Source organism: Stenotrophomonas sp. STEN225 (assembly GCF_056756445.1).
In genome coordinates this window covers 91,824-109,949 of the sequence record NZ_JBRRBV010000016.1, presented here as the reverse complement: position 1 = coordinate 109,949, position 18,126 = coordinate 91,824, and the positions used below count along the sequence as shown (strand labels likewise).

Genomic DNA, 18,126 nt, shown 5'->3' with positions numbered 1-18,126 from the left:
GCGCTACCGGGGGCGCGGAACTGGGTAGCGCCGGGCCATGCCCGGCGAGCGTAGCGGCGCTCGGTTATGCTCTCCCTCACGCCTTCCCCCCGGATCCACCGATGAGCGACACCCCCCGCATCGCTTTCCTGGCAAGCACCACCGAAGCTGCGCAGATGGCCCGCGCGGCCATGGTCGCGCGCTTTGGCGACCATGCCCCCGAGCAGGCCGACGTGCTCTGCCCGCTGGGCGGTGATGGCTTCATGCTGCAGACGCTGCATCGTCATGGCCACCTGGGAAAACCGGTGTTCGGCATGAAGCTGGGCACCGTAGGTTTCCTGATGAACCAGTACCGGGGCGACGACGACGTCAATGCACGCATCGCCCGCGCGGAACCGGCCAACCTGCGTCCGCTGGAGATGGTGGCGCTGACCGAATCGGGCACCAGCACCGGTTCGCTGGCGTACAACGACGTGTCCCTGCTGCGGCAGACCCGCCAGGCTGCGCACATCGGCATCGACCTCAATGGACAGGAGCGGGTGGCCGAACTGATCGGCGACGGCGTGCTGGTTGCCACGCCCGCAGGCAGCACCGCCTACAACTATTCGGCCCACGGACCCGTGCTGCCCTTGGGCTCGCACACCATCGCGCTGACGCCATTGGCACCGTATCGCCCGCGACGCTGGCGTGGTGCCATTCTCAAGGCGGATACGGAGGTGCGCTTCCGCGTGCTGGACCCCTACAAGCGACCGGTCAGCGTGACCGCCGATTCGCACGAGACGCGCGACGTGGTCGAGGTGACCATCCGCGAGTCGCGCGACCGCCGGGTGACATTGCTGTTCGACCCGGAACACAATCTGGAAGACCGGATCCTGAGCGAACAGTTCGTTTTTTGAGGACAATAGGTTGCCGGTCGCGTCGACCGCCAGAAGGACCCCACCGATGGGTGACAACTCCCCCCGTTTGCTGACCGTCGCGGTGACCTCGCGTGCCCTGTTCGATCTCGAGGAAAGCCACGCGCTGTTCGAGACCGATGGCGTGGCGGCCTATGCGGAGTACCAGCGCCAGCACGAGGACGACATCCTCGGTCCCGGCGTGGCCTTCCCGGTGGTGCGCAAACTGTTGGCGCTGAACCAGGGCGCCAGCCCGGAGAACCCGCGCGTCGAGGTGATCCTGCTGTCGCGCAATTCGGCCGATACCGGCCTGCGCATCTTCAATTCGATCCAGCACTACGGCCTGGGCATCATCCGTGCCACCTTCACCGCCGGTGAGCCGACCTGGCCCTACGTGAAACCGTTCGGCACCGATCTGTTCCTGTCGGCCAATCCGGAGTCGGTCCGCAGTGCGCTGCGCCACGGAATCGCCGCTGCGACGATCCTGCCCAAGCCACCCGGCGAGACCGCTGCGGCCGCCGCGGACCAGATCGACACCGGCCGACCGTCCGGCCAGCTGCGCATTGCCTTTGACGGTGATGCGGTGATCTTCGGTGATGAAAGCGAGCGCATCTCGCGTGAACAGGGGGTCGAGGCATTCGGCCGCCACGAGCGCGAACGTGCGCGCGAACCGCTCAGCGGTGGCCCGTTCCGCGGCTTCCTGTCCGCGCTGCACACGCTGCAGGAGGTGTTCCCGGCCGGTGACAGTGCGCCGATCCGCACGGCGCTGGTCACCGCCCGTTCTGCGCCCGCGCACGAGCGGGTGATCCGCACGCTGCGCGAATGGGGCGTGCGCCTGGACGAGGCGCTGTTCCTGGGCGGCCGCCACAAGGGGCCGTTCCTGCAGGCCTTCGGTGCCGACATCTTCTTCGATGATTCGCAGCACAACATCGACAGTGCCCGCGAACACGTTGCCGCGGGCCATGTGCCGCACGGTGTCGCCAACGAGGGATGACGCGGTAGCGCCGGGCCACGCCCGGCGTTCTGCATCATGGGATGCCGGCCATTCCCAACTGCAGGTCAACCACTTTCCAGCGCAGCCCCTGCGGTTCCAGCACGACCTTCAACGGTGGTTGGCCCGGGCCGCGATCAACGTCGACGACGAAGCGGTCGAACGCTTCGAAACGGTGGCGGGCGTTCTTCAAAGGCCGTGCCGGTTCGGTCGCCGCGAAGGCATCTCCGCCCTGCAGCTCGTTGCGCCCACGCTTCCACAGCACATGGCCCTGCAGCATCGCACCGATGCCGGTCGGGGTCATCAGGGTGTCCACCGCTGCGCCCCCAAGCTGGTCGCCCAGGCCGTAGAGCAGGGCGCCGAACGGACTGCTGGCCACATCGGGGCCGGCCTGGCGCACGAGGTAATCATTGAGTTGCGCACGCAGGCTGACGCGCACGCGCGGAAAGTCGACGTAGCGTTCCAGTGCGGCGGTATCGCGCTGTTCGATGGCCTTGGACAGACCGTGTATGGCCAGGTAGGGGCCGCCGAACCACACGCCGGCCAGGGCAATCACCAACAGGACCACGATCGCAGTGAGCTTCTTCATGCCGCCAGACTGCCGCAAGTGCGGCCGGGCGGGGTGAAGACTCAATGACTGGGCGAACCGCTGCCGTCGCCATAGGCCGCGACCAGGCGTTGCCGGTCGGCGGGGCGCAGTGCTTCGGGTCGCGTGGCTAGCACCTCCTCCAGACTGCCGACGCGGGTAGTGCCCAGGATGCCGGCGGCCACGCCGGGGTGGCCCAGAACGTAGGCAAACGCAGTCTGGGCCGGACGCTGGCTGTCGATCGCCGCAATGGCCCGGCGCATCGCACGTGCGCTGCGCATCAGACGGCGGCTGCTGGGCTTGAGCCACGCGCGCGCCAGGTACCAGGCATCGGCCAATCTCGGCCGGCGAGGCTGGCTGGGCAGCAGGTGGCCCTGTGCGAGCACGGTGCCTGCCAGTACGCCGATTCCGGCCGCATGCAGCTGGTCGATCAGCGGCGCACGATCCTGCTGCAGCGCGTTGTAGTCCAGCAGGACCACGTCGAATGCCTGTGGATGCGCAAGCATCCAGTGCAGCGTCGAGGCTGAGTGGGTGTTGATGCCGGTGGCGCGGATCAGGCCACGTTCGCGCAGGCGCTGCAGCGCATCGAGCAGATCGTCGTTGATGTCGTGCGCGGTGGCGCCATGCAGCTGGTAGATGTCCAGGTAATCCAGGCCAAGGTTGCGCAGCGAGGCTTCGCAGCTGGCGGTGATGGCCGCAGGCGAGAAATCGCGCTGTTCTGCGCCACTGATGCCGGCCTGTCCGGTCAGTGTGCCGCCCTTGCTGGAGATGACCAGTGACTCACGCGGGTAGCGGGCCAGCAGCGGCCGCAGGATGCGGCCCAGGCGCGGTTCGGCATGGAAGCCGGAGTAGTTGTGGCCGGTGTCGAACAGGTTCACGCCCTGGGCCAGCGCGTGCTCGACGATCGCTGCGGCGGCATGCTCGGCAAAGCGGCGATGGCCCCAGAAGCCCGAGCAGCCCAGCCCGACCGGCGATACGGACAGGCCGGTGCGGCCGAGCGGGCGGCGTTGCCGGGCCAGTGGCATCAGAACTCCAGATCCAGTGCTGCGCACAGATAGTCGACGAAGGGGCCGAGCGCGGCCAGGTCCTTGCCGAGCGTGGACAGCAGGCGCGGCCCGGTCATCGTCTCATCGTCCAGCGAGCGCCACATCACCCAGTTGCGATGCTTGAGATCGTCGATGAACTCGAAATCGGCGGGGAAGCCACGCGGCGGCCTGACCAGCTTCTCGCTCTGCTCGAAATCGAAACGCCGGCGCAGGGCGGGTGCATGCGCTGCGGCCTTCCAGCTGCCGGGGTTGTCCAGGATGAAATGGCGCACGCGGCGCTGGGTGTCCGGTTCGGGGTGCCACAGGCCGGCACCGACGAAGCTCTCGCCCGGCTGCAGATGCACGTAGAACGACGGAGCGGCCACTTCGCGGCGGCGTTCATGGAACAGGCGTGCGCCCTGCCAGGTCTTGTACGGCGATTTGTCGTTTGAAAAGCGCGCATCGCGATGGATGCGGAACAGCGAACCACCGACGCCACGGGTATCGGCACGGAAATGCGCGCTGACCTCGGCCAGCGCGGGCTGCAGGTCGCCCAGCAGGCGCAGGAACGGCTGCCGTACATGGTCTTCGTACTGCTGGCGATGGTCGTTGAACCAGGCCTTTTCATTGTGCCGCGCAAGGCTGCGCAGGAACCTGAAACTGGCGTCGCTGAAATAGGTGCTCACAAGCTCTCCTGCAGATGCTGGCCCCAGTCGCGCAGCGATTGCAGCAGGGCCAGGCGGCGATCGTCGTCCGGCGCCTCGGCGGCCAGTGCATCGAGCTGCTGCTGGTACTGGGGCAGGTTGAGTTCGCCCAGGCGGCCGTCACCGAGCAGGCGTTGGCGGCGGTAGTCCTGCCAGCGCTGGCGCTCGGCCGGTGCCAGGGTGTCGGGATGGTTGCGGGCGCGATAGCGGAACAGCAGTTCGGGCAGGCGCGGATCGCGGAAGCGGCCTTCCAGCGCAGCCAGCTCTGCGGGCGGCGTGGTCCGCGCCAGGGCCAGCAGTGGCTTGTCGCCATTGCCGAGGAAGCCGTCGTACAGCGAAGCATCGACGTCGGCCACGACGGCGTCCCGTGGTTGGTTGTACACCTGCCGTGCCTTCTCGGCCAGTTGCGGCGCGAATGCACGCAGCCGCTCGACCTTGGCTTCGATGGCGGCGACATCCAGGCCCAGGCGGGCGTGATCGTCGGGCCGCAGGTGGTTCCAGGCGACCAGCGCCGGGACCTTGTTCAGATGTACTTCCTTCAGCGGCACCCGGGCGACGCCTTCGGGCAGTTCGCTGGCGCGCAGGTAGAGCCGCTCGGCGATCGTTTCGGCTGGCAGCTGCAGCAGGTCGTCGATGTCACCTTCCAGATCGAACACGATCACCCGGTTGTTGATCGTCGGGTGCACCGCCAGCGGTAGCACCGGAGCCGCGCACAGCCGGCTGGCCGGGTATCGCATGGAAATGTGCAGCACCGGCTTCAGCGCGCCCACGTCCAGCAGGCTGCCGACGAAACGCTTGTCGCGCAGTTTCAATGCGTACTCCCACAACCGCGGCTGCGACTGCTTGAACAGGCGGGCCATGCCGATCGTGGCGCGCACGTCCGACAGCGCCTCGTGCGCATCGCCATCGCGCACATTGTTGGCTTCGGCCAGGTGCTCGAGCTTGAACGACGTGGCGCCGTCCTCCCGCAGCGGCCAGTGAATGCCTTCGGGACGCAGGGCGCGCATCAGCCGCAGCATGTCCAGCAGGTCCCAGCGCGAGTTGCCGTTGCGCCACTCGCGCTCGTAGGGGTCATGGAAGTTGCGGAACAGACCGTAGCGGATGAATTCGTCGTCGAAGCGCAGGGTGTTGTAGCCCAGGGCACAGGTACCCGGGCGCGACAGCTGTTCGTTGATGCGGTCGAACGCTTCGGCTTCGCTGATGCCTTCAGCCAGTGCCCGCTGCGGCGTGATGCCGGTGACCAGGGTGGCCATCGGCGAGGGCAGCAGATCGTCGGCGGGGCGCACGAAGAAACTCACCGGCGTGTCGATCTCGTTCAGATCGGCATCGGTGCGGATCGCCGCGAACTGCGAGATGCGCGTTCGCCGTGGGTCCTGGCCGAAGGTTTCCAGGTCGTAGAACAGGAAGCTGTCAGCCATCAGTGTGCGCCCTCCAGAACCGGCAGCCGGGCATGGATCTGTGCCTCCAGAGCTGCCCAGTCGATGTTCTCCAGCGACGTATGGCCGATCGTGGCGGCCACCAGCATGTCGCGCTGGATGTCGGTCCGGCGCAGTGCCTCGGCGTAGGGCGTGTGCAGGAACGTGACCATGGTGTAGTGCGGTACGAAGCGGGTCGGCCAGCGATGCTGAAGCGCCTGCTCCAGCTCGCGCTGCAGCAGGAAGGCCGGGTCGGCGACGCGATCACGCATCTCCAGGTAGTTCTCCAGGGCCATCTGCTGGATCGCATGCGCGTTCGGCTTGCGTTCTTTCTCGAAGGCGGCGAACGCGCTCTGCAGGTCGTCGGCTTCCATCAGGTGGCGGGCCAGTGCCACGCAGTCCTCGAACGCGCAGTTCATGCCCTGCCCGTGGAAGGGCACCATCGCATGCGCGGCATCGCCGATCAGCACGGCCTGGCCCTGCTGGTGCCAGCGCTCCAGCGTCAGCGTGCCGAGCAGGCCGGGCGGATGCTGCTCCCAGTCCGTGCGCAGGTCGGGGATCAGCGGCAACGCATCGGCGAACTCGCGCGCGAACAGGGCTTCGGCCTGGGCGCCGGTATTGACGGTGGCGAAGCTGGGCTCGCCCTGGTTGGGCAGGAACAGGGTGACCGTGAACGTGCCTTCGTGATTGGGCAGGGCGATGCACATGAAGTGGCCCCGTGGCCAGATGTGCAATGCGTTGCGTTCGATGCGGAAGCCGCCATCACGGTCCGGTGGAATCTCCAGTTCCTTGTAGGAGTGATCGAGGAAGGCGATGTCCTCGCCCAGCGGCGCTCGCCGGTTCATCGCCGCGCGCAGCGCCGAGCCGGCGCCGTCAGCGCCGATCAGGCTGTCGAAGTGGATATCGTGCGGGCTGTCGTCGCGATCGTCGATGAAGCGCGCATGGCCGGCATCGAAATCGACGGTATGCAGCCGGCGGTGGAAATGTACGGTGGCACCTGCCTGCTCGGCCAGTGTCAGCAGCGTGGTGTTCAGGTCCCTGCGATGGATCGACCAGATCACTTCGCTGTCGTCGCGGCCATAGCGCTGCAGCTGCGCGGCGCCTTCGCGCGGATGCACCATGCGTCCACGCATCATCACCGCGCGGGCCATCACCTCGTCCTCCACGCCGGCCTGCCGCAGCGCGTTGCGCCCGCGCTCGGCCAGCGCCAGGTTGATCGAGCGGCCGCTTTCGTAGTCGGCCACGCGTGGGTCGCCACGGCGTTCGTACAGGGTGATCCGCCAGCCCTGCCGCGACAGCAGGATGGCGAGCAGGGATCCGGCCAGGCCGGCACCAATGATGCTCAACGAGCGGGAGGCATGTGCGATCAACGAACTGTCCAGCAGGAGGGGAGGTGCCGGCTCAGAGGCCGGCCCAGGCTTCCACTTCCTCGACGAAATGGTGGACGTCCAGGTAGCGGTTGTAGAGCGGGGTGGGGGAGATGCGGATCACGTCCGGCTCGCGCCAGTCACCGAGCACGCCGACCGAGCGCAGGTGCTCGAACAGGGCGCGGCCACGCTCGCGGCCGGCGATCACCCGCAGCGAGAGCTGGCAGCCGCGCCGGTCCGGCTCGGCCGGGGTGACGATGTCGAGCACGTTGGCCAGGCGCGCGCGCACCAGGGCTTCGAGCATGCCGGTCAGTGCCAGCGACTTGCTGCGCAGGGCGTCCATGCCGGCCCGTTCGAACAGGTCCAGTGAAGCGCGCAGCGGCGCCAGGCCGAGGATCGGCGGATTGCTCAGCTGCCAGCCTTCCGCGCCGGTGGCGGGCGTGAACTGCGGGGACATCTGGAAGCGGGTGGCTTCGTCATGGCCCCACCAGCCGGCGAAGCGTGGCAGGGTGCTGTCACGGTGGTGACGCTCGTGCACGAACGCCCCGGCGACGGCCCCCGGGCCGCTGTTGAGGTACTTGTAATGGCACCACACGGCAAAGTCCGGCGCCACATCGTGCAGGCGCAGGGGCAGGTTGCCGACCGAATGCGCCAGGTCGAAGCCGATGCGCGCGCCCTGCAGGCGTGCGGCGCGGGTGATCGCATCGAGGTCGAAGGCCTGGCCGGTGCGGTACTGCACGCCTGGCCACAGCACCAGAGCCAGGCGAGGGCCATGCGTGGCGATCGCGCGTTCGATCGCGGTCATCGAGATCGTGCCGCTGGCTTCGTCCGGCTGCACCTCCACCAGGCAGTCGGCCGGGTCGAAGCCATGGAAACGGATCTGCGCTTCCACCGCGTGACGGTCCGTCGGGAAGGCGCCGGCTTCCATCAGGATCACCGGTCGTTCCCGGGTTGGCCGGTAGAAGCTGACCATCATCAGGTGCAGGTTCACGCTCAGCGTGTTCATCGCCACCACTTCGCTGGGCAGCGCACCGACCACCCGCGCCAGCTGCGTGCTGACCAGGCGGTGGTAGGACAGCCATTGGGTGGGGCCGGTGAAGTGGCCTTCCACTGCCAGTTCAGCCCATTGCTTCATCACTTCCTGCACCGCCGCCTGTGCGCCGCGCGGCTGCAGTCCCAGCGAGTTGCCCACGAAGTAGGTCTGCTCGCCGCCGCCGTGGCGCGGAATCAGGAATTCACTGCGCAGCGGCCGCAACGGATCCGCGGCGTCGAGAGCGATGGCATGGGTGCGGTTCAGCAGGTCGGACATGGTCGGGCAACAGGCTGCAACGGGGCTGCCAGTGTAGCGCCTGGGGCCTGCGTGATGCCGCGCAGTACGCTCGCCGGGCATGGCCCGGCGCTACCCGGAGATCACGCGCATCGGCCATGCCGGGCCATGCCCGGCGGGGGCATCAGCAATCGCAACACCGGTAGCGCCGGGCCATGCCCGGCGGATGCATCAGCAATCGCCATGCCCGGCGATCGATCAGTCCGCCGCCGGTGCCGGCAACGGGTCGATGTGGCCGCATTTGCCGCAGGTACGCAGTTCCAGGCTGGCGTGGTAACGCGCGAAGACCTTGGGCAGGTCGGTTTCGATGTTCTGCAGCGCGAAGAACTCCTCATGCAGCTTGTGGTTGCAGCGCTCGCAATGCCAGATCACACCGTCCATCTCGTGCGGCAGCCGCCTGCGCTCCACGACCAGCCCGACGCCGCCCGGTGGCCGGCGCGGCGAGTGCGGCACCTTCGCCGGCAGCAGGAAGATCTCGCCGGCACGGATCGGGATGTCGCGGACCGCGCCATTCTCCTGGACCTTCAGCACCATCTCGCCTTCGAGCTGGTAGAACCACTCGGGCCCTTCGTCGTAGTGATAATCGGTCCGCGAGTTCGGCCCGCCGACCACCATGACGATGAAGTCGCCGTTGTCGATCATCTTGTTGCCCACCGGCGGTTTCAGCAGGTGACGATGTTCTTCGATCCAGGCGTGCAGGTTGATCGGTGAGGCGAGCATGGTCGGGCTCCGTGGGGGATCAGTCGCGCTTGCCCTTGCGGGGGACATAGGAAAGCGCTTTCTCGTAAGCCGGCTGCAGATCTTCCGGCGAGCCGACATCGATGCCCATTTCGCGCACGCGGCCATCCTTCAAGCTGTAGACCCAGCCATGCACCATCAGCTTCTGGCCGCGTGCCCAGGCGTCCTGCACGATGGTCGAGCGGCACAGGTTGGCGACCTGCTCGATGACATTCAGCTCGCACAGGCGGGCATGACGCAGCTCGTCGGTCTCCAGCGCATCGATGATCGCCGCGTGCTTCTGCATCACGTCGCCGACGTGGCGCAGCCAGTTGTCCGCCAGGCCGACGCGGGTGTTGTGCAGGCAGGCATGCACGCCGCCGCAACCGTAGTGGCCCACGATGAGGATGTGCTTCACCTTCAGCTGGTCCACCGCGTACTGCACCACGCTCAGGCAGTTCAGGTCGGTGTGGGCGACCACGTTGGCGACGTTGCGATGCACGAACACTTCGCCCGGTGCCATGCCGATGATCTGGTTGGCCGGCACGCGCGAATCGGAGCAGCCGATCCACAGGTATTCCGGGTGCTGCTGCTTGGCCAGCTGATGGAAGAACTCGGGATCTTCCTTCTCGATGCGGTCGGCCCAGTCGCGGTTGTTCTGCAGCAGCTTGTGGATGTCTTTCATGTTCGGGTCCCTGACCTCGGTGGGGGCAAGTCGCGGCTGTCCGGCCGCGTCGTCGCGGGAGTCGGTGCGTTCAGCCGCTGCTGGCGGCCTCATCGCGGAACCAGCGCATCCACTGCGCCAGTTCGGTGGAAGGTGGGGCGTGCAGGCGATCCAACGCGTCGATCACCGCCTGCTGGTTGGCATCGGGATGGTTCTGGCTGAGCTTCAGTTTCAGCTGTACCTGTTCGACGTGGAAGTGGAACCCGACGATGGCGCGCAGCTCCGGGCCGTGCTCGGGACGATCAGCCTCGAACCGCCACTGCTGGCCGACGCTGGCTTCAAAGCGGTCGCTGATGTCGCCGACCAGCTGGGCCAGCGCATCGGTGCCGTCGAACGGCTGCAGCTGTCCGCGCAGCTCGGCAGCGGCATAGTTCCAGGTCGGAACGCGTGCCGCCGGTTCCTTGTCCGGATACCAGCTGGCCGAGACGTAGCCATGGGGGCCATCGACCAGCACCTTGGCGGTGCCTTCGCGACGCGACTGCGGGTTGGCCCGCGCCCAGTGGCCGCGCAGTTCGATGCGCTGGCCATCACGCCGGTACAGCACCGGCACGCGGGTCAGCTCGGGCAGGCCGTCGTCACCGGTGGTGAGCACGGTGACGAACGGATCGCGCGCCAGCAGGCGGTCCAGCCAGATCAGATCGGTCTCGGCGAAGGCGCGCGGAGTGAACATCGGCCTGGGCTCAGGCGCGCCCGCCCAGCGATTGCACCATGCGCCCACGCAGGCCCTCGTCGCTGTCGGCGTGCGGTGGCTGCACCTCATGCAGGCTGAAGCCGCGCACCAGCGCATCTTCTTCGTCCAGGCCGTCGAATTCGACGAAATCGGCGTCGAACAGCTGCGCGCGGGCAGTGTCCTCGCTGTCGTAGCTGAGGGTGTTGCCATCACTGTCGAGCACTTCGGCCGTGCCGGCCGGGCGCACGCGCAGGCGGGCCCAGATCAGGGTGTTGCCGAGGCTGGCCAGCCACCAGCTGTCGTGCGGGGCGGAGAGATCGTTCATGTAGGCGTTACCAGAGCGAAGCCAGCCAGAGCAGGGCGGCCATGCCCAGTCCGGCCAGCAGGGTCAGCAGCGAAACCCAGGCCGGCGTGGCCAAACCGGACAGCGAGCGATCCGGCTGCTGCCGGTAGTCGCGGCGCAGCAGCCAGGCCAGGGCATCGGGCTTGAGGAAGGCGCCGCTGCCGAAGCGCTGTGCCAGCGCCGGATGGCGGTCACGCACGTGCACCAGGGTCAGCGGCCAGAAGATCACGAAGGCACTGAACCCGGCCACTGCGACGCCGACAAAGCAGAGGGCGAAGAACAGGGTCATGCGGGCAGTACCTCCGTGGTCGGTGGTGGGGCTTAGAAGTCCGCGCTGCCGGGAGCGCGCGGGTAAGGAATCGCATCGCGGATGTTGGACAGGCCGCAGACGTACACCACCAGGCGCTCGAAGCCCAGACCGAAGCCGGCGTGCGGCACCGAGCCGTAGCGACGGAAATCGCGGTACCAGCTGTAATGCTCACGGTCCAGGCCGAACTGGGCCATGCGCGCGTCCAGCACGTCCAGGCGCTCTTCGCGCTGGCTGCCACCGATGATCTCGCCGATGCCCGGCGCCAGCACGTCCATCGCGGCGACGGTCCTGCCGTCGTCGTTCAGGCGCATGTAGAACGCCTTGATGTGCTCGGGGTAGTTGGTCACCACCACCGGGCGGCCGACGTGTTCCTCGGTCAGCCAGCGCTCGTGTTCGGTCTGCAGGTCCAGGCCCCATTCGACCGGGAAGTCGAACTTCCGGCCAGACTTCTGCAGCAGGCTGACCGCATCGGTGTAGTCGATGCGCTCGAACGGCGCGTTGATGAAGTCTTCCAGTTTGGTGATCGCGTTCTTGTCCACGCGCTCGGCGATGAAGGCCAGATCATCGCTGCGCTCGTTCAGCACCGCGCGGAACAGGTACTTGAGGAACTCCTCGGCCAGGCGCGCATCTTCGGCCAGGTCGGCGAAGGCGATCTCCGGCTCGATCATCCAGAACTCCGCCAGATGGCGGGTGGTGTGGCTGTTCTCGGCGCGGAAGGTCGGGCCGAAGGTATACACCTTGCTAAGGGCCAGGCAGTAGGCCTCGACGTTCAGCTGGCCGGACACGGTCAGGAACGTCTCCTTGCCGAAGAAGTCGCGGCTGAAATCGATCGCGCCCTTCTCATCGCGCGGCAGGTTCACCATGTCCAGCGTGGACACGCGGAACATCTGGCCGGCGCCTTCGGCGTCGGAGGTGGTGATGATCGGGGTGCTGATCCAGTTGAAACCGTTCTCGTAGAAGAAGCGGTGCACGGCCTGGGCCAGGCAGTTGCGGATGCGGGTGACCGCGCCGAACAGGTTGGTGCGCGGGCGCAGGTGCGCCACTTCACGCAGGAACTCCGGCGTCATCGGCTTGGGCTGGATCGGGTAGGTGAGCGGGTCTTCGACCCAGCCGACCACTTCGACCGCACTGGCCTGGATCTCGAACGACTGGCCCTTGCCCTGCGATTTCACCAGGATGCCGGTGGCCACCAGCGAGCAGCCGGTGGTGAGACGCTTGATCTCGTCGAAGTTGACCAGGGTGTCGTTGGCTACGACCTGGATCGGGGCGAAGCAGGAGCCGTCGGTCACATTCACGAAGGCCAGATTCGCTGAACCGCGCACCGTGCGCACCCATCCGCGTACCGTGACTTCGCCGCCTTCCGGGATCTTCCCGGCAAGCGCATGTTCAACGCTGACCACCGTCATGACTTGAATCCTCTGCTGATCGACTCGATCTGTGAACACGGGAGTTTACCGGTTGCAGCGTTCTGCTTGCGAGGCATTTCTGCGGCCCAACCTCCCTATAATGTCCCTGTTCCTCTGGAGTAGTCCCATGGCTGTCAGCCTGACCCCCATTGCCTTCGAGCGCGTGCAGCGCTTCGTCGCCCAGACCCCGGGCGCGCTGGGCCTGCGCTTCGGCGTGACCAAGACCGGCTGCTCCGGCTGGGGCCACGTGACCGACCTGGCCCGTGACGAGCGCGAGGGCGATACGGTGTTCGACCAGGACGGCGTGAAGATCTACGTCGATGCACAGAGCCTGGCCCTGGTCGACGGCACCGTGATCGACTTCGGCAAGCACGGCCTGAGCGAGACCTTCACGTTCAGCAACCCGAACGCGACCGCCGAGTGCGGCTGCGGCGAGAGCTTCACCACCGACGCCGACAAGGCCTGAGGGCCGCTTCCCCGGGGTCGTGCCGGCCGGTCCTCGGGCAGGTCCCGGTGCTGCCGGGTTCAGGTTCGGCCACGGTTGCCCGGTTGCCCCATCTGCGCCATAATGCGCGGCTTCCTGCCTTCCTGGCGGGAACCCTTGCCCCACCGCGGTCTCAACGGCGGGGGGCTGTCCGGCCGCAAGGCCACATCCGAAAGGTAGAAAAAACATGAGTCGTCATTACGAAATCGTGTTCATGGTCCACCCGGACCAGAGCGAGCAGGTCCCGGCCATGATCGAGCGCTACAAGTCGCTGGTCGAGAACGGCAACGGCACCATCCACCGTCTGGAAGACTGGGGCCGCCGCCAGCTGGCATACCCGATCCAGAACCTGGTGAAGGCGCACTACGTGCTGCTGAACATCGAAGCCGACCAGGCCGTGCTGAACGAGCTGACCGAAAGCTTCCGCTTCAACGACGCCGTGCTGCGCAACCTGGTCATCAAGCGTGACGAGGCTGACACCGAGCAGTCGCTGATCATGAAGAGCAAGGACGAGAAGGGTGACAAGCCGGAGCGCGGTGAGCGCCGTCGTCGTGACGACGAAGAAGGCGAGTCCACCACCACCGCTGACAACGAAGCCGGCGAAGACGCCGCTTCCGCCGCCTAAGGAGCCTTCCCATGTCCAAGTTCTTCCGTCGCCGCAAGTTCTGCAAGTTCACGGCTGAAGGTGTCAAGGAGATCGACTACAAGGATCTCAACACCCTGCGCCAGTACCTGACCGAGAACGGCAAGATCGTGCCGAGCCGCGTCACCGGTACCAAGTCGAAGTACCAGCGTCAGCTGGCGACCGCCGTCAAGCGCGCTCGCTTCCTGGCCCTGATTCCGTACACCGACAACCACGACGTCTGATGCCCGGCGGGGTGGCCGCGTGCCGCCCCGTTGTGCCAGCTATTCGGACAGCCTTTGTTGCGGGGCATCGCCTCGCTAACGAATAACTTATCTGGAGTAAAACCATGCAGCTGATCCTCCTGCAGAAGGTCACCAACCTCGGCAACCTGGGTGACCTGGTCACCGTCAAGCCGGGCTACGGCCGCAACTTCCTCGTGCCGCAGGGCAAGGCCGTGCCGGCCACCGAGAGCAACAAGGCAGAGTTCGAAGCCAAGCGCGCCGAGTACGAAGCCAAGGCCCAGTCCATCCACGCCGAGGCTGAAGCCCGCAAGGCGAAGCTGGAAGGCGCGAGCGTCACCATCGCCGCCAATGCTTCGACCGAAGGCAAGCTGTACGGCTCGGTCGGCCCGCGCGACATCGCCGAGGCCTTCACCGCCGCCGGCCTGCCGCTGGAAAAGAGCGAAGTCATCCTGGGCGAAGGCGCGTTCCGCAACATCGGCGAGTACGACGTGCTGATCCACCTGCACGCCGACGTCGAGACCACCGTCAAGGTCGTCGTCGAAGCCGAAGCCTGATCCCACGCCGCAAGGCCTGGCATCACCGCAGAACGGGCGCCCGCGAGGGTGCCCGTTTTGTTTTGTCGGCCCGCCCGGCAGGCGCGCGGGCCCCGATGTTCCACGCCCATTCGTAGAACACGGCCACATCGGTATACTCAGGGCGTCACACCCGTTCCACGGTCGGCGATCCCAGCAGGATCAATGACTTGGAGGGTAAACGCAGGCCGCTTGCCGGCCCCAGTCCGGAACCCCTATGCGTCTTTCCACGATCAAGCTGTCCGGCTTCAAGTCTTTCGTCGATCCGACCACCCTGCATCTGCCGACCAACATGACCGGCGTGGTGGGGCCCAATGGCTGCGGCAAGTCGAACATCATCGACGCCGTGCGCTGGGTCATGGGCGAAAGTTCGGCCAGCCGCCTGCGCGGCGACTCGCTGACCGACGTGATCTTCTCCGGTTCCAACGCCCGCAAGCCCGTCTCGCAGGCCACGGTCGAGCTGATCTTCGACAACTCCGACCACACCATCTCCGGCGAGTACGCCTCGTTCAACGAGATCTCGGTCAAGCGCACGGTCAGCCGCGACGGCACCAGCAACTACTACCTCAACGGCACCAAGTGCCGCCGCCGCGACATCACCGATCTTTTCCTGGGGACCGGCTTGGGCCCGCGCAGCTACTCGATCATCGAACAGGGCATGATCAGCCAGATCATCGAGGCGCGTCCCGAGGATCTGCGCGTCTACCTGGAAGAGGCGGCCGGAATCTCCAAGTACAAGGAGCGGCGCAAGGAAACCGAAACCCGCATCCGCCACACCCGCGAGAACCTTGATCGCCTGGGCGACCTGCGTGAGGAGATCAGCAAGCAGCTCGAGCACCTCAAGCGCCAGGCCCGGCAGGCGGAGCAGTACCAGGCGTTGCAGGAAGAGCGCCGGGTCAAGGATGCCGAGTGGAAGGCGCTGGAGTTCCGAGGCCTCGATGGGCGCCTGTCGAAGCTTCGCGAGGGCCTGTCGCAGGAAGAAACCCGGCTTCAGCAGCTGATCGCGGACCAGCGCGACGCCGAGGCCCGCATCGAGACCTCGCGCATGCGCCGCGAGGAAGCGGCCGACGCACTCAATACCGCGCAGGCCGCGGTCTACCAGGTCGGTAGTACCTTGGCCCGACTGGAGCAGCAGATCCAGCACCAGCGCGAGCTGTCGCAGCGCCTGCACAAGGCCCGCGACGAGACGCGGCAGGCATTGGCCGAGCTGGGCCAGCACATCAGTGGCGATGAGGCCAAGCTGATGGTGCTGCGCGAGGCGGTGGACGCCGCGACCCCGCAGCTGGAGGCGCTGCAGGAAGAGAACGAGATCAAGCAGGAAAGCCTGCGCGAGGCCGAAGCCCGCCTGGCCGACTGGCAGCACCGCTGGGAACAGCACACCTCACAGAGTTCTGAGGCCTCGCGCGCCGGCGATGTCGAGCGCACCCGCGTGGACTACCTGGACCGGCAGATCCTCGACGCCGACCGGCGTCGCGAGGCGCTGGCCGCCGAGCGTGCCGGGCTGGACGTGGACGCGCTGGAAGAAGCCTTCGAGCAGCTGCACCTGCAGCACGACACGCAGAAGACCGCACTGGACGAGCTGAGCGAACAGGTCGAGCAGCGCAAGCAGGGCGTGGCCACCGTGCAGGAACAGCAGCGCAACGGTCAGAACGAACTGGCCGAACTGCGCAAGCAGGTCAATGGCCTGCGCGGTCGCCTGGCATCGCTGGAAACCCTGCAGCAGGCCGCACTCGGCCAGGAGCAGGGCGCCGCGGTTGCCTGGTTGAAGGCGCGCGGGCTGGATTCGGCCGCGCGCGTGGGCGAGCGCCTGGATGTCGATGCCGGTTGGGAAAATGCGGTGGAAAGCGCCCTCGGCCAGCTGATCGAAGGCGTGCTGGTGGACGACCCGGCAGGCCTGGTCGATGCGCTGGGCGAACTGGGCGAAGGCCGCATCGCACTGGTGTCTGACGATGCCAGCGATCTGGACGTCGCCGCGACATCGCTGGCCGCGCGCGTGCGCGGACCGACGGCGATCCGACGCCTGCTGGCGCATTTGCATGGCGCGCGGGATCTGGACGAGGCCCGTGCCCTGCAGGCCCGGCTGCCCGCCGGTGATTCGATCATCACCCAGAGCGGTGAGCGTCTCGGCCAGGGCTGGGTGTGCGTGTCGCGCTCCGGTGCGGCCAAGCAGGGTGCGCTGCTGCGCGAGCGCGAGATCAATGAGCTGCGCGAGCAGATCGAACAGCTGCAGAACCGTGAGGTCGAGCTGGAAGATCAGCTGTCCGGCTTCCGCGAGCAGCTGCTGGCCGCCGAACAGCAACGCGAAGATGCGCAACGGGCGCTGTACCTCGCGCATCGTGCGGTATCCGAGCTGGCGGGTCAGCTTCAGGGCCAGCAGGGAAAGGTGGAGGCCGCACGCACGCGCATCGATCGCATCGAAGGCGAGCTGAGCCAACTGCTGGAGACCCTCGAGGTCAACCGCGAGCAGGCGCGCGAGGCACGTTCGCGGCTGGAGAGTGCCGTCAGCAGCATGGGCGATCTGGAATCGACCCGGCAGGCCCTGGAAAGCGAACGCCGGCAGCTGGCCGAAGCACGCGACCTCGCCCGCGAAGCCGCACGGGCGGTGCGCGAACGCTCGCATTCGCTGGCACTGACCCTGGAATCGCAGCGCGCACAGGTGGCATCGCTGAGCCAGGCGCTGGAGCGCATGAGCACCCAGCGCGGGCAGCTGGATTCGCGCCTGGGCGAACTGCATTCGCAGCTGGACGAGGGTGATTCGCCGGTCGAATCGCTGCAGGCCGAGCACCAGAATGCGCTGGAAGAGCGCGTGCGTGCCGACCGTGTCCTGGCCGAAGCGCGTACCCTGCTTGATGGCATCGACGCCGAGCTGCGCAATTTCGAACAGACCCGCCACCAGCGTGATGAGCAGGCGCTGGCGCAGCGCGAGCGTATTTCCCAGCGGAAGCTGGACCAGCAGGCCCTGGTGCTCAGTGCTGACACCCTGCAGGCTGCGGTGGAGAAGGCCGGCTTCGTGATGGCCGACCTGCTCAACGCATTGCCCGAGGACGCCCGCCTGGGGGACTGGGAGCAGGCCGTGCACCAGATCGACGGTCGCATGCGCCGGCTGGAGCCGGTCAACCTGGCGGCGATCCACGAGTATGGCGAGGCATCGCAGCGGTCGGAGTATCTCGATTCGCAGCATGTGGACCTGACCACGGCGCTGGAGACCCTGGAAGACGCCATCCGCAAGATCGACCGCGAAACCCGCGGCCGATTCAAGGATACGTTCGACCGGGTCAACGCCGGTGTGCAGGCCCTCTATCCGCGCCTGTTCGGCGGTGGCCATGCCTATCTGGAACTGACCGGTGAAGATCTGCTCGACACCGGCGTGACCATCATGGCGCGTCCGCCGGGCAAGCGCGTATCCAGCATCTCGCTGCTGTCCGGCGGCGAGAAGGCGATGACCGCGGTGGCGCTGGTGTTCGCGATCTTCCAGCTCAATCCGGCGCCGTTCTGCCTGCTGGACGAAGTGGACGCACCGCTGGACGAGGCCAACGTGGGCCGCCTGGCCAACATGGTCAAGGAAATGAGCGAGAAGGTGCAGTTCCTGTTCGTCAGCCACAACAAGGCGACGATGGAAGCTGCGCAGCAGCTGTCGGGCGTGACCATGCGCGAGCCGGGCGTCAGCCGCCTGGTCAGCGTGGACCTGGAAGAGGCCGCGCGATTGGCGGGCGCGGCCTGACGTGCCATCCTAGTTACCTGAATGA

Annotated in this window: 19 protein-coding genes; 7 read left to right on the top strand and 12 right to left on the bottom strand. The window is 66.9% G+C overall.

Going from position 1 to position 18,126, the window contains the following annotated elements; genetic code table 11:
• Positions 1–101: 101 nt before the first annotated feature.
• Together ACVOJ1_RS15390 and ACVOJ1_RS15385 are read left to right on the top strand one after the other, a co-directional pair.
• Positions 102–875, top strand: coding sequence for an NAD kinase (locus ACVOJ1_RS15390; RefSeq protein ID WP_053515423.1), 774 nt, complete (start codon positions 102–104; stop codon positions 873–875).
• A 46-nt stretch (positions 876–921) separates the two neighbouring features.
• Positions 922–1,866: a 5'-nucleotidase gene (locus ACVOJ1_RS15385; protein WP_053515425.1), complete on the top strand. Its 945-nt coding sequence runs from the start codon at positions 922–924 to the stop codon at positions 1,864–1,866.
• 34 nt (positions 1,867–1,900) lie between these two features.
• Here the strand turns inward: ACVOJ1_RS15385 and ACVOJ1_RS15380 are convergent, their stop codons facing one another.
• The 12 genes from ACVOJ1_RS15380 to asnS all read right to left on the bottom strand — a co-directional run bounded on the left by ACVOJ1_RS15380 (position 1,901) and on the right by asnS (position 12,457).
• Positions 1,901–2,452, bottom strand: coding sequence for a DUF2939 domain-containing protein (locus ACVOJ1_RS15380; RefSeq protein WP_346480610.1), 552 nt, complete (start codon positions 2,450–2,452; stop codon positions 1,901–1,903).
• A 41-nt stretch (positions 2,453–2,493) separates the two neighbouring features.
• Positions 2,494–3,474, bottom strand: a complete 981-nt coding sequence (locus ACVOJ1_RS15375) for an aldo/keto reductase (RefSeq protein ID WP_053515428.1) — start codon at positions 3,472–3,474, stop codon at positions 2,494–2,496.
• Entirely contained in the window at positions 3,474–4,160 is a 687-nt protein-coding gene (locus ACVOJ1_RS15370; protein WP_053515430.1) for a DUF2461 domain-containing protein, read from the bottom strand. The genes ACVOJ1_RS15375 and ACVOJ1_RS15370 overlap by 1 nt, the downstream gene beginning before the upstream one ends.
• On the bottom strand, positions 4,157–5,596 hold the full coding sequence (gene sbcB / locus ACVOJ1_RS15365) for an exodeoxyribonuclease I (protein WP_065176050.1): 1,440 nt from the start codon (positions 5,594–5,596) through the stop codon (positions 4,157–4,159). The genes ACVOJ1_RS15370 and sbcB overlap by 4 nt, the downstream gene beginning before the upstream one ends.
• Positions 5,596–6,963 (bottom strand): FAD-dependent oxidoreductase, encoded by a 1,368-nt coding sequence (locus tag ACVOJ1_RS15360; protein ID WP_065176049.1) that lies wholly within the window; start codon positions 6,961–6,963, stop codon positions 5,596–5,598. Before ACVOJ1_RS15360 ends, sbcB begins: the two co-directional genes overlap by 1 nt.
• 31 nt (positions 6,964–6,994) lie before the next feature.
• Positions 6,995–8,269, bottom strand: coding sequence for a kynureninase (gene kynU / locus ACVOJ1_RS15355; protein WP_053515435.1), 1,275 nt, complete (start codon positions 8,267–8,269; stop codon positions 6,995–6,997).
• Between the two features lie 216 nt (positions 8,270–8,485).
• Positions 8,486–9,007: a 3-hydroxyanthranilate 3,4-dioxygenase gene (locus ACVOJ1_RS15350; protein WP_053515437.1), complete on the bottom strand. Its 522-nt coding sequence runs from the start codon at positions 9,005–9,007 to the stop codon at positions 8,486–8,488.
• A gap of 19 nt (positions 9,008–9,026) precedes the next feature.
• Positions 9,027–9,689, bottom strand: coding sequence for a carbonate dehydratase (gene can / locus ACVOJ1_RS15345; RefSeq protein WP_053515439.1), 663 nt, complete (start codon positions 9,687–9,689; stop codon positions 9,027–9,029).
• 70 nt (positions 9,690–9,759) lie between these two features.
• Positions 9,760–10,398: an FMN-binding negative transcriptional regulator gene (locus tag ACVOJ1_RS15340; protein WP_053515441.1), complete on the bottom strand. Its 639-nt coding sequence runs from the start codon at positions 10,396–10,398 to the stop codon at positions 9,760–9,762.
• Positions 10,399–10,408: 10 nt separating this feature from the next.
• A complete protein-coding gene (locus tag ACVOJ1_RS15335; protein WP_053515443.1) occupies positions 10,409–10,723 on the bottom strand; it encodes a hypothetical protein in 315 nt (104 codons plus the stop codon).
• A 7-nt stretch (positions 10,724–10,730) separates the two neighbouring features.
• Positions 10,731–11,030 (bottom strand): hypothetical protein, encoded by a 300-nt coding sequence (locus tag ACVOJ1_RS15330; protein ID WP_053515445.1) that lies wholly within the window; start codon positions 11,028–11,030, stop codon positions 10,731–10,733.
• Positions 11,031–11,062: 32 nt separating this feature from the next.
• Positions 11,063–12,457 (bottom strand): asparagine--tRNA ligase, encoded by a 1,395-nt coding sequence (asnS, locus tag ACVOJ1_RS15325; protein WP_346480609.1) that lies wholly within the window; start codon positions 12,455–12,457, stop codon positions 11,063–11,065.
• A gap of 127 nt (positions 12,458–12,584) precedes the next feature.
• On the opposite strand from asnS, the gene ACVOJ1_RS15320 reads away from it, so the two are divergent.
• From ACVOJ1_RS15320 to smc, 5 genes are all read left to right on the top strand, one after another.
• A complete protein-coding gene (locus ACVOJ1_RS15320; RefSeq protein WP_053515449.1) occupies positions 12,585–12,923 on the top strand; it encodes a HesB/IscA family protein in 339 nt (112 codons plus the stop codon).
• Between the two features lie 205 nt (positions 12,924–13,128).
• Positions 13,129–13,566, top strand: coding sequence for a 30S ribosomal protein S6 (gene rpsF, locus ACVOJ1_RS15315; RefSeq protein WP_053515451.1), 438 nt, complete (start codon positions 13,129–13,131; stop codon positions 13,564–13,566).
• Between the two features lie 11 nt (positions 13,567–13,577).
• Positions 13,578–13,808 carry a 30S ribosomal protein S18 gene (gene rpsR / locus ACVOJ1_RS15310; protein WP_002804494.1) on the top strand — a complete coding sequence of 77 codons (231 nt, stop codon included), beginning with the start codon at positions 13,578–13,580 and terminating at the stop codon, positions 13,806–13,808.
• A 104-nt stretch (positions 13,809–13,912) separates the two neighbouring features.
• A complete protein-coding gene (rplI, locus tag ACVOJ1_RS15305; protein WP_053515452.1) occupies positions 13,913–14,362 on the top strand; it encodes a 50S ribosomal protein L9 in 450 nt (149 codons plus the stop codon).
• Positions 14,363–14,597: 235 nt separating this feature from the next.
• Positions 14,598–18,101: a chromosome segregation protein SMC gene (gene smc, locus ACVOJ1_RS15300; RefSeq protein ID WP_346480608.1), complete on the top strand. Its 3,504-nt coding sequence runs from the start codon at positions 14,598–14,600 to the stop codon at positions 18,099–18,101.
• Positions 18,102–18,126 lie beyond the last annotated feature (25 nt).